General features: G+C 42.2%; 14 protein-coding genes. 12 read left to right on the forward strand and 2 right to left on the reverse strand.

Annotated elements, in window-relative coordinates; all coding sequences use genetic code 11:
• Together L1D50_RS14170 and L1D50_RS14175 are read left to right on the forward strand one after the other, a co-directional pair.
• Positions 1-1,115, forward strand: a 1,115-nt coding sequence (locus L1D50_RS14170; RefSeq protein WP_239966258.1) for a HAMP domain-containing sensor histidine kinase, incomplete at its 5' end; no start/stop codon positions are given.
• A 654-nt stretch (positions 1,116-1,769) separates the two neighbouring features.
• The gene (locus L1D50_RS14175; protein ID WP_095726518.1) at positions 1,770-2,264 is read left to right on the forward strand and encodes a YcgN family cysteine cluster protein; all 495 of its coding nucleotides are present in this window, start codon (positions 1,770-1,772) and stop codon (positions 2,262-2,264) included.
• 62 nt (positions 2,265-2,326) lie between these two features.
• On the opposite strand, the gene L1D50_RS14180 is transcribed toward L1D50_RS14175, so the two are convergent.
• Positions 2,327-3,280: a carbohydrate kinase gene (locus L1D50_RS14180; protein ID WP_128727079.1), complete on the reverse strand. Its 954-nt coding sequence runs from the start codon at positions 3,278-3,280 to the stop codon at positions 2,327-2,329.
• A gap of 1 nt (position 3,281) precedes the next feature.
• Complete coding sequence (locus tag L1D50_RS14185; RefSeq protein WP_138523630.1) at positions 3,282-4,463, reverse strand: AGE family epimerase/isomerase; 1,182 nt, start codon at positions 4,461-4,463, stop codon at positions 3,282-3,284.
• Positions 4,464-4,594: 131 nt separating this feature from the next.
• Between L1D50_RS14185 and L1D50_RS14190 the strand changes: the two genes are divergently transcribed.
• The 10 genes from L1D50_RS14190 to L1D50_RS14235 all read left to right on the forward strand — a co-directional run.
• A complete protein-coding gene (locus L1D50_RS14190) occupies positions 4,595-5,869 on the forward strand; it encodes a sugar MFS transporter (RefSeq protein WP_239966259.1) in 1,275 nt (424 codons plus the stop codon).
• Positions 5,870-6,014: 145 nt separating this feature from the next.
• Positions 6,015-8,369, forward strand: a complete 2,355-nt coding sequence (locus tag L1D50_RS14195) for a GH92 family glycosyl hydrolase (protein WP_239966260.1) — start codon at positions 6,015-6,017, stop codon at positions 8,367-8,369.
• The gene (locus L1D50_RS14200; protein WP_239966261.1) at positions 8,369-9,136 is read left to right on the forward strand and encodes a basic secretory family protein; all 768 of its coding nucleotides are present in this window, start codon (positions 8,369-8,371) and stop codon (positions 9,134-9,136) included. Before L1D50_RS14195 ends, L1D50_RS14200 begins: the two co-directional genes overlap by 1 nt.
• A 197-nt stretch (positions 9,137-9,333) precedes the next feature.
• The gene (locus L1D50_RS14205; RefSeq protein WP_239966262.1) at positions 9,334-11,223 is read left to right on the forward strand and encodes a methyl-accepting chemotaxis protein; all 1,890 of its coding nucleotides are present in this window, start codon (positions 9,334-9,336) and stop codon (positions 11,221-11,223) included.
• Positions 11,224-11,472: 249 nt separating this feature from the next.
• Positions 11,473-12,222, forward strand: coding sequence for a DUF3450 domain-containing protein (locus L1D50_RS14210; RefSeq protein ID WP_128727084.1), 750 nt, complete (start codon positions 11,473-11,475; stop codon positions 12,220-12,222).
• 14 nt (positions 12,223-12,236) lie between these two features.
• On the forward strand, positions 12,237-13,604 hold the full coding sequence (locus L1D50_RS14215) for a MotA/TolQ/ExbB proton channel family protein (RefSeq protein ID WP_128727085.1): 1,368 nt from the start codon (positions 12,237-12,239) through the stop codon (positions 13,602-13,604).
• Between the two features lie 2 nt (positions 13,605-13,606).
• Complete coding sequence (locus L1D50_RS14220) at positions 13,607-14,134, forward strand: MotA/TolQ/ExbB proton channel family protein (RefSeq protein ID WP_010378705.1); 528 nt, start codon at positions 13,607-13,609, stop codon at positions 14,132-14,134.
• 22 nt (positions 14,135-14,156) lie between these two features.
• Positions 14,157-14,567, forward strand: a complete 411-nt coding sequence (locus L1D50_RS14225) for a biopolymer transporter ExbD (RefSeq protein WP_239966263.1) — start codon at positions 14,157-14,159, stop codon at positions 14,565-14,567.
• A 9-nt stretch (positions 14,568-14,576) separates the two neighbouring features.
• Positions 14,577-15,182: an energy transducer TonB gene (locus L1D50_RS14230; protein ID WP_010378710.1), complete on the forward strand. Its 606-nt coding sequence runs from the start codon at positions 14,577-14,579 to the stop codon at positions 15,180-15,182.
• Between the two features lie 21 nt (positions 15,183-15,203).
• Positions 15,204-15,773 (forward strand): CDC27 family protein (locus L1D50_RS14235; protein WP_239966264.1); only part of this gene is annotated, 570 nt, incomplete at its 3' end.

The following is a 15,773-nucleotide window of genomic DNA, read 5'->3' on the forward strand; positions in this document are numbered from 1 at the left end:
GATTTTTAACAGCTTATTTGCTGCTAATCCCAATCGCAATCTATTCAAAATCAGTTCACTATAATCTGGTATTAAGCTTGAGTATTATTCCGCTATTTCTTTATACCAGCTATTGGTCTTTAAAACAGCGTGCTCCTGGCTCTGTAACTTTTTCCCTCAGCCTGCTAAATCATGTTATTTTTGTAAATTTCATTGCTATCGGTGGGACTATGTATACGGGTTTTATCAATGTTCTTCATATCTCAAGCGCGATTAAATTTGGCTACCTAATCGAGGTTATGTTGTTCACATTAGCGCTCGCACAACAGAATAAGTCAGCCCAAAACAATCTATTATCAACACTACAAACTCAAGTCAACGCATTGGCCAATACTGTACAAAGTGAAAAACAGTTTAACCATGAAAATCAGCAGGCATTAGAAAAGAAAGAGCAACGCCTATTCACAGATCTGTCTCATGAGCTTCGCACTCCTTTGACTGTGATGAAAGTACAAGTTGAATCTTTGCAATACAATATTGTTGAAAATGTGCAGGAAAGCTACAGCAAACTTATGGATAAAATTGACGAGCTCAATCACTTTATAAATCAATTGATGCTCGTTACAGATCACGAAAAATTAGCAACAATGCTTAACCTTCGAGACTTCACAATCTGTAAATTGGTAAATCAAGTGCACACTCAGGCCGCGACTTTATTTAAAGATAACAAAGAACGGCTAGAAGTTAATTATCAAATATCTGGTACGGAAAAGATAACCATAGACCTAGACGCAATAACCAACTGCATTCTTGAGATTTTAGGAAATGCCATTAAGCATGGTGGAGATAAGGTCCAAGTCAAGATGAGCTTCTTCAGCGTAGACAGCAACTTAATCATACGCATTGAGGACTCAGGCACTCCTTTATCTTATGAAGCGCACCAACAGCTATTCGACCCGCTTTACAAATCACAATCTGCTAGAACCAATTCGGGAAAATCCAAGGGTATGGGCCTTGCGATGTGCAAAAAAGTGGTAGAAGCCCACAGCGGACAAATTGAATCCTTTAATAGCCTATTAGGCGGGTTGAACATGGAGATCAAGCTGCCATTAACTAAAACCCCTGCTTTCAGCTGATATACAAAAATATGTATTCGCGTTCACAATTTAATTTTTCGTCGCGGTATTAGCTTAAGCCAAAACGCAATTTCAAGTGCCACCCCCAATATTACAAATATGAACATCCCGGTTTGGCTGCTATAACTATAAGCAGCTATCGCCCCAATGAGTAAAGCCAGTAAAATGGCGATTCTGTGAAGTGTCTTCATCTTACATCCTTTTCTATGGTGCCTTAGCTTAATGCACTAATTCATTTTCTGCCAAATACCAATTCTACAACTCACCTGAGATTGCTATTTGGTTACGGCCATTACGCTTGGGCAAAATAAAGCGCTTGATCAGCCGAGGAGAGTAATTCTTTACCATTATAAGGTAGCTTAGTTTGAGTATGTAATCCTGCACTTAATGTTATCTCAATACAATAACTTTCGCTTATCAATGGACTAGCCTCACATGCCATTCAGATCTTCTCTGAAAGATCACAAGCCTGCGGACCCAAACACCAAAGATTACGATATAAAAATAGTACTTTAATCATAGTCAGCCATAAATAGTTCGCCAATTTTGAATTACATTCAACTATCCTATAGAATGCGCCGCTTGTTTGATGTGATCGATTCCTCAGTCACAAATCAAATAGGATGCAAAAAAGCGTAATGAAGGGGCGAAGTAATGAGCTTTTGGCAAGAAAAAACTCTCGAAGAAATGACTAGAGATGAGTGGGAAGCGATTTGTGATGGCTGTGGTAAATGCTGTTTACACTCTTTTATCGACAGCGATGAAGAAGATGAATCATTCGAGAGCACTGACTTTTTACGCGAAGGTGAAGAGTTACTCTACACCGATGTTGTCTGCCAATATAACGATAAAAATAGCTGTGGCTGTAGCCGCTACAGCGAAAGGCAAGTTCTAGTACCGTCTTGCGTACAGCTAACCAAAGAAAACCTTAAAGATATCTTTTTTATGCCAAACAGTTGTAGTTATCGACGACTTCATGAGGGCAGGGGACTGGCAAGCTGGCATCCACTTAAAAACAACGGGTCCAAACAGGCCATGATAGATGCGGGCATTAGTATTTTTGGTAAGGCGACCTCTGAGCTGGAGGTAGATTTAGAATCTGATTTTGAAGCGCATATTGTAGAGTGGCCCCACAACGACAGCGACTGAAGAAGCAAGTCCTAGGATAAATGCCTTGCGAGAGAGCGTGCATCTATCCTAGAAAAAGTATTCTATTCGCCAATATCGCCTTTAGACGGCAAAGCGGCAAATGCTCCAAAGCGTTGAACGGCAAACGCTCCACATTTCGCAGCATACGTGACTAAATCTTTCGCCTCATCCAGTGAGATGGCAAACTCAGCATCTCGGGTAGGTTTAAACTTTCGAATGATTTCAGCAAGTAACCCTCCGACAAACGCATCTCCCGCTGCCGTGGTATCCACTGCGACAACATTTGGCACAGTGACTTTAGCACTAACATTTGGCAGATAAACCTCAACAGGGTTTGCACCGTCGGTTATTAGTAACAATTGAGTTTGCTTATCCATAATTGCGGCTATGGTTTGCGCTTCTGTTTTACCTGCATGGCTATTTGCGTTCAGATATTCCAATTCTTCGCGAGAAAGTTTAATAACATCACTTAGCGCGATACAATGCCAAACTCTATCAAGAATATGCGCAGTCGAACTCCACAGGTTCAACCTGAGGTTCATATCAAAACTAACAAGCATGTTATTTGCGCGCGCGCGCTCAAGCGCATAAACCGTAGTTTTATAAATATTTTCTTCAGTAAGACTGTTACTGCATATATGTAATACAGAATGCGCTGTAAACATATCATCAGAAAAATGTGTTTGCCTGAACAACAAATCCGCCGCTGGTGGTCGATAAAAACTAAAGCTTCTTTCACCTTGCTCATCAAGAGAGACAAATGCTAATGCCGTTTTAGCTTTATCTGTATACTCAAGGTAACGAGTATTTACGCCATTGGCCTGTAGCTCCTCAGCTAAAAACTGGCCGAACATATCATTGCCTAACATGCCGCAAAAATACGCATTAACGCCTTGCTTTGCCGCAGCAACCGCCACGTTTGCAGGCGCCCCGCCTGCAAATTTAGTAAAAGATTCTGGTGTTTTTCCATCCGATAAAAAATCAATCAACGCCTCACCAAAACAAACAAGTGCCATATTATTCGCCTTTTAACTTCATTGAACGTAGTACTTCGTAACACGCGCCCATAGTGTGATAATCGGTCTTGCCCGCCGGGCTTTTTTCATCGCTATACTTTTCATTTTTATTATTCAAAATACGATACCAAGCACCGTATTCATGGTCGACGAAGTTATCCCAAGCATATTGCCAAATTCTGTCGTACCACTGCCAGTAACTTTCATCACCGGTTTCAAGTGCTAGTAGCGCCGCAGCAGCGAAAGACTCAGCTTGAACCCAAAAGTATTTGTCATCGTCACAAATCGACTTATCCGGTGCAAAACCATAGCAAATTCCACCAAATTCACTATCCCAAGCTGCTTTTAATGACTCATCAAACAAGTGAACGGCTTTTTCCACAAGCCATGGCTTTGGCATGTAGCGGTTAATCAACAATAATAATTTTGACCACTCAGTTTGATGACCGGGCTGAAATCCCCAAGGTCTGAATAAGTGTTTGGGATCGTCTTTATTATACTCAAGGTCGACTTGCCATTGACTATCATAGTGCTCCCAAATCAGCCCTTCAGCCTTAGCAGCTTGACGATTAACCATATTGTCGGCAAGCTCATATGCACGCTGTAAAAACTTTTCATCCTGTGTTGCTTCAAAGCAAGCTATTAGCGCTTCACAGGTATGCATATTGGCATTTTGCCCACGGTACTTATCTGCCTGGTTAAAATCTGCATCGAATTCGTCTTTATAAAGCCCAAACTCTGGCTCAAAGTATTTCTCTTCTAATAGCTGCCATACTCGCTCAATTACAGACTTACTTTCTGATAAGCCCACCTTCAACGCACTAGCATGAGCTAATAAAACAAAGGCGAGGCCATAACAATGGTTGGTGCCATCTACAACATTTCCATTTTCAAGTAACCACGCATAGCCGCCATTTTCTTGCCTATGAACGGTTTCTAAATAATCGATACCATGCCTAACCTTGTCTAAGTCAGCTGGCTCTTTAAAATAATCGTAAGCCATAGCATAGTTAAAGACAAAGCGTGTACTTGATACTAAGTGACGCGTGTTTGCATCATAAACCTCGCCATTATCCTTGAAGAAGTGATTAAAGCCACCACGTTCATCCACGCAATTTGGTGCGTAAAAGCTGAGCGTCTTTTTAATGTGTGCTTCTAAAAATTGCGTTGTTCTAAAATTCATCTAACTTTTAACCTACTGCTGAACATTTTCGTTACTTTAGCAGATAAAACATGGAACGATCCAATAAAACATTTGTGATTTTCATGTAACAGTGTGTAGAATCAAGGTGAAAACAGATTGGAGTATCACTTGTGAGCGAAATAAATACAAATCAAACCTTCGTCACAAGCGGGAATACCGAGAATAATAATTATCGACTTCCGCTTATTGCAATGACAACGCTTTTTTTCCTTTGGGGATTTATCACCGTTTTAAACGATGTCCTCATCCCACGTCTAAAAGGCGTATTTGACCTTAATTACACAGAAGCCATGCTGATCCAGTTTTGCTTTTTTAGTGCCTACTTTATTATTTCTTTACCTGCTGGATATTTAGTTAAACGTTTTGGCTATAAAAATGGGGTACTAACTGGCTTAATCGTGGCATCGATTGGCTGCATCATGTTTTACCCTGCTGTTGTTGTTCACGAATATTGGATCTTTCTCTCAGCCCTTTTTGTGCTTGCATCTGGCATCACTGTTTTGCAAGTATCAGCGAATCCTTATGTTGCAGCACTCGGCCATCCTCGCACCGCATCAAGTCGTTTAAACCTTGCGCAAGCGCTTAATTCACTGGGTACCACTATTGGCCCTATCGTGGGTGGTTTTTTATTGTTTGGCTCAGCCGGTACGCTAACCGTGGAAGCTGCGGCAAGCGCAGAGGGTGTAAAGGTACCTTATCTTATTTTGGCTGCTGCGCTACTTACAATCGCTGTAGTATTCGCGTTTTTAAAGTTGCCCGTCATTGCTGAGCATACTGAAGCTGTTGATTGTAAAGCGAAACACCATAACCTAGTTGAGGCTCCTCACCTAGTAATGGGTGTGGTAGCCATTTTCTGTTACGTAGGTGCAGAAGTTGCGATTGGCAGTTTCCTTGTAAATTACTTTGCAGAGCCTGAAATAGCAGGGCTTGAAGAGCATGCCGCAGCTAAGCTTATCGGTTACTACTGGGGTGGTGCTATGGTAGGGCGCTTTATCGGCTCAGCAGCCTTAAAGACTATTGCACCTTCAAAAGCAGTGGCTTTCAACTCAGTTGTGATTATTTTATTACTGGCATTGACCATGAGCACAAGTGGCAACATAGCGATGATTGCCGTGCTCGCGATTGGCTTGTTTAACTCAATCATGTTCCCGACAATCTTCTCAATGGCAATTGAAGGCTTGAGTTCATTAACCAGTAAAGGTTCAGGCTGGCTGTGTTTAGCTATTGTCGGTGGTGCTATAGTGCCGCTCGTTCAAGGCGTGGTTGCAGATAAATTCCATATTCAGATCAGCTTTATTGTGCCATTGCTTTGTTATGTTTACATCGCATGGTATGGGTTAAACGTGGTTAAGCTGGCGCAAAAGTGGCAAGCAAAACTGAATTAAGTTAACGAAAGTTTACAAGGCGAGCATAGCTCGCCTTTTTTATTGCATAATTTTTTCGTCGCATAGTATTGAATACGTATTCATAAAGGGTATTATAAAATAAAATTGGAACGCTCCAATTCAAAACAAAAACTAGGAGAGAGTAATGCGAGCTAAAACTTGGGCGTTGGCAATCACACAAAGTGTGTTGTTAAGCGCAACAGTTCACGCCACTGAGTCAAATACACAGTGGGTCGATACCTTCATTGGTACTGGCGGTGATGGCCACACCTTCCCAGGCGCGGTCGTCCCATTTGGTATGGTGCAATTAAGCCCAGATACAGATAACCCTATGCGCGGCGTTTCCCCTCAACCAGAAATCTACAAGCGCTGCGCCGGTTACCACTACGATGACCATACTATTGTTGGTTTCTCCCACACGCATTTCTCTGGTACTGGTCACTCAGATCTTGGCGACTTGCTGATCATGCCAATGACTGGCGAAGTAAAACTCGATGCTGGTACCGCTGAAAATCCAGACATAGGGTATCGCTCGCGCTTTTCTCATGACCAAGAGTGGTCAGAACCTGGCTATTACGGCGTTGAGTTACTCGACTATGATGTGAAGGCTGAAGTCACCGCAACCACTCGAGTGGGTATGCATAAATACAGCTTCAACAAAGCAAAACAAGGTCATGTATTGCTTGATTTGACCTCAGCTATCTACAACTTTGAGAACAAAGTGATTTGGAGCGACATACGCAAAATAAACGACACCACATTGGTTGCTTACCGTGCAACTAATGGCTGGGCGCGTAACCGCCAAATGTATTTTGCCATCGAGTTTTCAAAACCTATCACTGACTATCAGTTTTATAATCTAGACAATAATCGTTATCGTTGTATGAATTGCTTAGGAAAAGACAGCAAACACTCTACGATTGAGAATACCGCAGTAAAAATGACAGCAGGTAAAGCAGTTAAGTTTGTTGCAAGCTTTGATGATCTAGACGAAACGCCGCTATTAGTTAAGGTTGGACTTTCCGCAGTTAGCCGCAAAAATGCATTAGAGAATCTTCAAACTGAAGTACCAAATTGGGATTTTGATACCGTTCGCGCTAATGCGAAATCTCAGTGGGCAAATTATTTAGATAAAGTCGACGTGGAAGGCACCAAAGCGCAAAAACGTCAGTTCTACACTGCGCTTTACCATGCGCTACAAGCGCCTAATATCTACCAAGATGTAAATGGACAGTATCGAGGCGTTGACGGTGAAATTCATGACGGCAAAGGTTTCGAGCACTATACTTTATTCTCGTTGTGGGATACCTATCGTGCATTACATCCATTGCTCACTTATATCGACCCAAACCGCGTATCCGGTATGATCCAATCTATGCTGGTACATTATCAGCAAAGCTATGAAAAAATGTTACCTATTTGGTCGTTCCATGCCCACGAGACATGGACCATGATTGGTTATCATGCGGTTTCAGTCATTGCTGATGCATACCTAAAAGGGATCAGAGATTACGATATTGATTTAGCAGTAGAAGCAATTGAAAACACGGCTAATAACCCAGTGTATGACGCCATTCCAGAATACAAGAAATTTGGCTATGTACCAATGGACGTACTTCCTGAGTCTATCTCTATCACACTTGAATATGCTTACGATGATTTTGCCATTGCAAGAATGTACGAAGCGATGGGCAATATCAGCAAAGCGAAAGACTATTATCGCCGTGCAATGAGCTATAAAAATGTGTTCAATAAAGAAACCGGTTACATGCAAGGGTTAGATTCAAAAGGAAACTGGGATCCGAAATTTGACCCGTTTGAAGCAAAATACATGGGCCCTTATACGGAAGGTAACGCTAAGCAATATAGCTTCTATGTACCGCACGATGTTGCCGGCCTGATTGAATTAATGGGTGGTGATGATGCATTTGAAGCGCGTCTAGATGCACTGTTTGATACCCACCTTTCTGAAGAAATGATCAAAGAGCACGAAGATATTGCAGGTCTGATTGGTAACTATGCCCATGGTAATGAACCAAGCCATCATATTGCCTATCTATATAACTACGCGGGTAAACCGTGGAGAACCCAAGAGCGCATTCGTCAGATCATGGATACCTTAAGCTCAGACAAACCGGATGGCCTTGCAGGTAATGACGATGTAGGTCAGATGTCTGCGTGGTATATATTCTCAGCGATGGGCTTTTATCCTGTTGCGCCAGGCGACCTAAGCTACGCGATTGGTGCGCCTCAGGTGCCTGAAGTTACGTTGAAACTTGCAAACGGTAAAGCGTTTAGAACCGTTGCGAAAGATTTCAGTAACGAGAATAAATACATAAAATCCATTAAATTAAATGGTAAACCACTTAACCGCAGTTATATCACACATAACGATATCATGAGTGGCGGTACATTGGAGTATCAAATGTCTAACAAGCCTAATAAGGCATGGGGTCAATCCAAGACGCAGAGACCGCCTTCATTGTCGGAGTATAAATAATGGTTAAAGCAGGAATATTTCTTGCGGCTATCACCACCTTTGCAAGTGTGCCGTCCGCACTTGCAAATGACGCCGATAGTGCCGCAGCGCGATTAAAACCGATCGCGTTTCAGTCAGATTTAGCATGGCGTCAATTTCCCCTGCCTGCCGTCTCGCTCAGTAAAACAACTAAAATTAACCATTTCGCATGGCAAGAAATTGATAATAAAGTAATAGAGCAAATAAGTTATAACGTGGCTAGATTGCTGTATAAGGAGATGGAAAGCGCGCCTAAACTACCTACACTTCATATTGTCTTTGAAGACCTAAAAGGAGTTGCATATAAAGAGGGCGATTTTAACGGTGCAACTATCCATATTAGTGCGAATTACATGGAAAACTTTTCTAAATCGCACAGCGAAACAGAATCCGTCGATGAACTCATCGGTATTCTCTATCATGAAATTGCCCATGCTTATCAGCTAGATGATCATAACTACAAGGAAATAGGGCCAATTATTGAGGGAATAGCAGATGTTGTCAGGCTAAAAGCGGGGTATATTTCAGATGACACCCAAAGGCCTGGAGGCACCTATAAAGATGGCTATAAGAATACTGCTTTCTTTATTAATTGGTTATCAAAACAAAGTAAACGGGACCTGCTTCAGGAAATCAATGCCCAGCTAGACCCACATGATGATATAAAGTGGAATTGGCAATACTTCGAGCAATCAGCAGGTGTTAAATTAGATACTGCTTGGCGACATTATCAAGCGTCGTTACTTTAACGCAAGGTGAGCGTAGTCTCACCTTTATTTAACATTCACTCTAAACCTCTCTCATTTCCTGCCGATAATCAAAGACAAACCTTTGAGTTTTTGATAAAAATAGTTACAAAGGAATCCAGTTCCTAAATCTATTAATAACAATCGGCCAACAAGTTTATTGTTTGGCTGAAGAAAAGAACAAGTTCAACAGGATCATGATGTTTAAAGCGCTAAAGTTCACCACCAAAGTAACCGTAGCAGCCTCCCTTGTATTAGTGATTGTGCTCGGCTTATTTACCGTAAACAACTTTCTCGTTATGCGAGACCAAACTCAAGCTCGGCTTACCTTGGTTTTGCAAGAGATTTCTAATTCGGTATCACAAAATATCGCCAATTGGCTCAATGACAGACTTGAAATCGTGGTGTCAATTGCTGAAGGACATAGAGCTGATGATTCTACTGAACAGATACGAAGACGATTAAAAACCGCAGACACTGCGGGGGATTTCAAAAACGTTTTTATTGGCACGCCAGATGGTACATTTGTGTTGGACGATCCAAGTATCCAACTTCCTGCTGATTTTGATGCTACTAGCCGCCCTTGGTATAAACTCGCTGAGCAAAAACAAGATACCGCATTTACCGCACCTTATATCGACGTTACCACCAACGAATTCACTATTTCTGCCGTTGTACCGGTAAAACAAGGAGGCCGTTTCGCCGGTGTGGCTGGGGGCGACATAGACATGTCAACCATCACAGAAATTATCAACGAAATTGACTTTTTAGGGTTTGGTTACGGTTTTTTACTTGATGAAAGCGGTAAAATACTCAGTCATCCAGATACTAAACTGAATGACAAGCCGATGTCAGAGCTGTTTGGTAAACGCCTGTCATTAAACCGGGATTTCACGGAGCTTGAAATAGATGGTGCTGAAAAGCTTGTTTCGTTTGTAAAAATGAAAGGCATTAAAAATGTCGACTGGTATCTTGGCGTTGTTATTAATAAAGAAATTGCCTATTCGTCCGTATCTTCTTTTAGAAATATGGCTGCTATCTATATGCTACTTGGCGTGATTGCGATTGTGGTAATGCTACAACTATTACTCAAGTATCTGATGCGCCCGATGTACAATCTCAACGCAGCCATCAAAGACATCGCCCAAGGTGAAGGTGACCTTACTCGTAGATTAGTCGTAGAGAACCAAGATGAATTTGGCGAGTTATCCGATTATTTCAACCAGTTTATCGATAAAATTCATGCCTCAATTACGCAGGTAAAAAATACCACAGTGACACTTGAAAACGCAGTGAATAGCTTGGTTGCACAAACGCAAGATACCTTATCTATGTATACCGATCAGTCCAAGCGCACCGATAGTGTCGCGACAGCCATCAACGAGCTTTCTTCAAGTGCACAAGAGATCTCAAACAATGCAACCCATGCTTCAGAACTTGCCAGTAACGCCAACAAGCTTTCTGTTGAAAGCCAACATTCACTCACTCAAAATATCGAAGAAATCGCTTCACTGACACAAAAAATGTCTCAAGCACAAGACACGCTGGACGGGTTAGATAAACTCTCAGGTAGCATAGGGCAAGTACTTGAAGTGATTAAAGGAGTTAGTGAGCAAACCAACCTACTGGCATTAAATGCAGCCATTGAAGCAGCTAGGGCAGGTGAGGCTGGTCGCGGATTCGCTGTCGTTGCCGATGAAGTAAGGCAATTGGCGCAGCGCACACAAGAATCAACGCAAGAAATCGAAAGCACGATTGCACAGCTGCAGCAAGGCTCGGCTTCAGCTGTGGCCGTAATGAAAGCAAGCTTAGAAGACTCAGCAAGAAGCGCAGATAGAGCCAATACGTCAGGTACAAAAATGCAAGAAGTGAGCAATTCGATTGATGCCATAGATGGTGTAAACCACGCAGTGGCGAGTGCAACAAATGAACAAAACGCAGTTATTCAATCACTTGATAGCGACATTCACCATATTAGTGACCTAAGTCTGCAAGGCAGCAATAACCTAACCGCAACCCTTGAAGAGTGTAAGTCATTGAAACTACAGTTCGACGAATTAGAACAAATGGTGCTCAAGTTTAGAGTATAATGCCAATCCAACAATACTTAAAAGCCGCTTAACAAAAGCGGCTTTTTTGTGATCCTTTTATGACACAAAAAACCCGCAACATCTCATTAACCAACAAAATCCCATTAAAACCAGTAAGTTAATTGATAAATGTAATTTAAATGACAGCTGTCATATTTGTGTATCAGTTGCGCAACATGGTTGTCATTTTTCGTAATTAGACTGCACCCAGTTTTTAAGCAACTAGCAATAATTTATAAGGTGTATGCGATGAAGTGCGTTAACCACTTGCTTATAGCAGGTATGCTAGCAACGGCCTCTGCCGGAGCAACAGAATTAAATCAAGCGATGGACAAAAGTGCAGCTATCAATGAATCTGCATTAAAATCTCAAGGGAAAATCGATGGTATTGCAGACGATATGCAGTCTCGTTTGCAAAAGTTCAAGACATTGAATAAAGAAATCGATGGCTTATCGGTTTACAACGCTCAATTAGAAAAACAAATCAAAAACCAACTTGAAGAAATGACGGCAATTAACACCTCTATGGATCAAGTTTCGGTGATCGAGCGTCAAATCACACCTCTCATGATGCGCATGATCACTGGTCTGAAGCAGTTCGTTGAATTAGATGTGCCATTCCTTCCTAAAGAGCGTGCTGAGCGTATTACTCAGTTAACTAACTTGATGGATCGTGCTGATATCTCATCAAGCGAAAAGTTCCGCCGCGTACTTGAAGCTTACCAAGTTGAAGTTGACTACGGCCGTACTATCGAAGCTTATACCTCATTACTTGACGTGAATGGGCAAGAACGCGAAGTAGACTTCCTACGCATTGGTCGCCTTGAGCTGCTTTATGTCACAAAAGATGGCAGCCAAGCTGGTTTTTGGAACAAAGACAGTAACGCTTTTGACGTATTACCAGATACCAACATCAGCCAAATCAATAAAGGCATTCGCATCGCACGTAAGCAGTTAGCACCAGACATGTTAACGCTTCCAGTTCAGGCTGCAGAGTAATAGGTGACACCACTATGAAATTCGTACAAAAATTCACTAAACACGCTATTTTCGCAACAACCCTTGCGTTAACCGCATCTGTGCATGCTGAACAAGCATTAGATTTAGATTCACTACTTAAAACCTTAGAGCAAGGTCAAACGGCACAAACAGCGCAAAACAAACAACGTGAAGCCGAGTTCAAAGCGCAGCAAAACAACCAAATCCAAATGTTGAATGCGTTAACGGGTGAACGTAACCAAGCGTTGGCAAAATCAGAGCGTCTAGAAACCAATTTCGAAGAAAACGAAATTAAACTGGCAAACCTAAGTGACACTCTCAGCAAGCGTATGGGTACATTAAAAGAGCTATTCGGTGTGCTTCAACAGGTAGCTGGCGATAGTTCAAATAAGTTCGCAACTTCAGTTGTATCAGCTGAAATTAAAGGTCGTGATGATTACATGACTGAGCTTGCGAAAAAGATGGGCTCAACATCACGTCTAGCATCAATCGAAGACATTGAAAAAGTCTGGTTTGAGATGCAACGTGAAATGACAGAGCAAGGTAAAGTGTCACGCTTTAATACCGAAGTTATCGTAGCCGGTGGTGCCAAGCAAAATAAAGAAGTGCTTCGCGTCGGTGCATTCAACTTAATCGCTGATGGTAAATACCTGACTTACAACAACGACACACAAACTCTCTCTGAACTGACTCGTCAGCCAGCGTCTCGTTTCACCTCAACAGCGGATGAATTACAAAATGCGAAGACAGGTTCTGTCGATTTTGCCCTTGACCCAACAGGCGGTTCAATTCTCGGTCTACTAGTACAAGCACCAAATACCGAAGAACAAGTACACCAAGGTGGCGCAGTAGGTTATGTGATCCTAGGTGTTGGTTTACTGGCACTACTTATTGCAATCGAGCGTTTTGTATCGCTCATGTTGATGGGCTCTAAAATTAATCGCCAGCTTAAAGATAGCGTTGCGCGTGACGACAACCCATTAGGCCGTGTGATGAAAGTGAAAGAGCAATATCCAGATGTGGCTTATGACACGCTAGAACTTAAGTTAAGCGAAGCAATCCTTCGAGAGATGCCAAAGATCACACGTAACCTAACTTTAATCAAAATTATTTCAGTCGTAGCACCGCTACTTGGTCTACTAGGTACAGTGACCGGTATGATCAACACCTTCCAAGCAATCACCTTGTTTGGCACGGGCGACCCTAAACTCATGGCTGGTGGTATTTCTCAGGCCCTTGTAACCACCGTACTCGGTCTGGTTGTCGCTATCCCAACCGTATTCCTTTACACACTACTAAACACACGTTCTCGTAACTTGCTCCTTATTCTTCAAGAGCAGAGCGCGGGGATCATTGCAGAGCGTAGCGAGAAAGGAGCGTAATCGTGGTTTTATTGCTTGATGCAATTAACGCTTTACGTGAATTCCTTGATACGGGTGGCCAGGTTCTCCTGGTCATCGGCTTCGTAACCTTCGCCATGTGGCTACTTATTCTCGAGCGCTTCATGTTTGTGTTCGGTAAATACAGAGGCTACAAAAACGAAGTCTTACAAGCTTGGAACTCTCGAAATGAGCGTAACAGTTGGAACGCAGAGCAGATAAGACAAGCGACTATCTCTCGTGTGGGGATCAAACTCAATGCCAACTTGCCTTATATCAATGTCATGGTGGCACTGTGTCCTTTACTAGGGCTCCTAGGTACGGTAACCGGCATGATTGAAGTATTTGATGTCATGGCGATCACCGGGTCAGGCAGTGCACGTTCGATGGCATCTGGGGTATCAAAAGCAACTATCCCAACAATGGCAGGTATGGTTGGCGCGCTTTCGGGTGTATTTGCATCGACCTACCTGCAGCGTAAAGCCAAGCGTGAAGTTGAGTTGTTAGAAGATAAAATGCTACTAGACCACTAATCGGTCGTGTGAGGAAAGAATTATGAGAGCACCACTTGCAAAAGTATTCCAAGAAGAAGAAGCAGAAGAAATTAACATGACACCAATGCTGGACGTTGTATTTATCATGCTTATCTTCTTTATTGTAACGGCCTCTTTCGTTAAAGAAGCGGGTATTGATGTTAACCGCCCAGAAGCGGCCACCGCAGTGAAAAAGCAAAGAACAAATATCTTGGTTGCAATTTCAGATACTGGTGAAATTTGGATTAACAAACGCCAAGTAGACATCCGTGCAGTTCAAGCAAACATTGAGCGTCTTAAAGCGGAAAATCCACAGGGTAGCGTGGTTATTCAAGCTGATAAAAAGGCAACTACTGACACGCTAATTAAAGTAATGGATGCATCACGCGCAGCTGGCGCATTTGATGTTTCAATTGCAGCACAGGAGTCATAGGAACATACCATGCGTTACTTAATTGCTTTAGTAATTGCAGGCATAGTTACCTTTTTCCTTTTCTTGGGTATGCAAGCGCTTATCCAAGGAGGGGAAGGAGCAATGACAGATCCTGTAAAAGGACAAGTACTAGATTTCGTCCGTCTTAAAAAAGAGGAAACGGTGGAGAAAAAAGAGCGTAAGCCACAAAAACCACCGACACCAAAAGAGCCGCCTCCACCAATGGATGCACCACAAACACAGAACAACAATCTTGACGCAACAGGCGGCAACTTTGATTTCAGTGCCAATGTGGACGCTGACGTAGATTTGGCGGGTGGTTTGGCACTTGAGTCCAGTGATGGTGAATATCTACCAATCGTTAAAGTTGCGCCGGTATATCCAAGACGTGCGTTATCACGCGGAATTGAGGGCTATGTGATTGTTGAGTTCATTGTAACTAAGCAAGGCACTGTGAGAAACCCTGTTGTAGTAAGTGCCGAACCGGAATCAATTTTTGATCAAGCAGCGCTTGATGCGGCATTGAAATTTAAATACAAACCTCGCGTAGTAAACGGTGAACCGGTTGAAGTGGCGGGTGTTCAGAATAAGATTTCATTTCAAATTAATGGCTAATTGTCATTAAGGATTGCGATTATGAAAATGTTTAAAAAAATTACTTTATTAAGTGCATTATTTAGCACAGGGCTAATAATGCCAAGTCTCATTTCAGTCTTACCAAATGTTAATTTGGCAACGGCTTATGCTGACTCAGAAACGAAAACCAAGCGAGTGCCTGCATTACGCGAAAAAGTGTATAGCCAACTAGCTCGCGCACAAAAACTCGCAGACGATGGTCAAGTAACTGAAGGCTTAGCAGCACTTGATTCAGTCAAAGAGCGTTCATCAAGCATGAACAGTTATGAAATAGCCATGATGTATAACTTCTATGGTTTTATTTATTACAACGAAAATAAGCTAGACAAGGCCATCGAATCCTTCAAAGCAGTTATTGCTGAAGAATCTATTCCTGAGTCCCTGCGTCTTTCTACGACATTTAGTTTGGCTCAATTGGCCATGGCAAATAATGATTTTGAAAGTACATTATCATTCCTTGAACAGTGGAAAGAAGTTAATACGCAGGCCCCAAAAAGCAACTTTTATATTTTAAAAGCGCAAGCACAATATCAACTAAAAAAATATAATGACGCGATAAAAAATATAAAT

The sequence above is a fragment of the Pseudoalteromonas sp. Isolate6 genome (assembly GCF_022398435.1).
GTDB classification, from domain to species: domain Bacteria; phylum Pseudomonadota; class Gammaproteobacteria; order Enterobacterales; family Alteromonadaceae; genus Pseudoalteromonas; species Pseudoalteromonas galatheae.

Bases quoted from the DNA above. Each gene is read 5' to 3' on its own strand.
- L1D50_RS14225 (WP_239966263.1), top strand. From the start codon at position 14,157: ATGAGAGCACCACTTGCAAAAGTATTCCAAGAAGAAGAAGCAGAAGAA.
- L1D50_RS14205 (WP_239966262.1), top strand. From the start codon at position 9,334: ATGTTTAAAGCGCTAAAGTTCACCACCAAAGTAACCGTAGCAGCCTCC.
- L1D50_RS14210 (WP_128727084.1), top strand. From the start codon at position 11,473: ATGAAGTGCGTTAACCACTTGCTTATAGCAGGTATGCTAGCAACGGCC.
- L1D50_RS14180 (WP_128727079.1), bottom strand. From the start codon at position 3,280: ATGGCACTTGTTTGTTTTGGTGAGGCGTTGATTGATTTTTTATCGGAT.
- L1D50_RS14215 (WP_128727085.1), top strand. From the start codon at position 12,237: ATGAAATTCGTACAAAAATTCACTAAACACGCTATTTTCGCAACAACC.
- L1D50_RS14230 (WP_010378710.1), top strand. From the start codon at position 14,577: ATGCGTTACTTAATTGCTTTAGTAATTGCAGGCATAGTTACCTTTTTC.
- L1D50_RS14200 (WP_239966261.1), top strand. From the start codon at position 8,369: ATGGTTAAAGCAGGAATATTTCTTGCGGCTATCACCACCTTTGCAAGT.
- L1D50_RS14175 (WP_095726518.1), top strand. From the start codon at position 1,770: ATGAGCTTTTGGCAAGAAAAAACTCTCGAAGAAATGACTAGAGATGAG.
- L1D50_RS14185 (WP_138523630.1), bottom strand. From the start codon at position 4,463: ATGAATTTTAGAACAACGCAATTTTTAGAAGCACACATTAAAAAGACG.
- L1D50_RS14195 (WP_239966260.1), top strand. From the start codon at position 6,015: ATGCGAGCTAAAACTTGGGCGTTGGCAATCACACAAAGTGTGTTGTTA.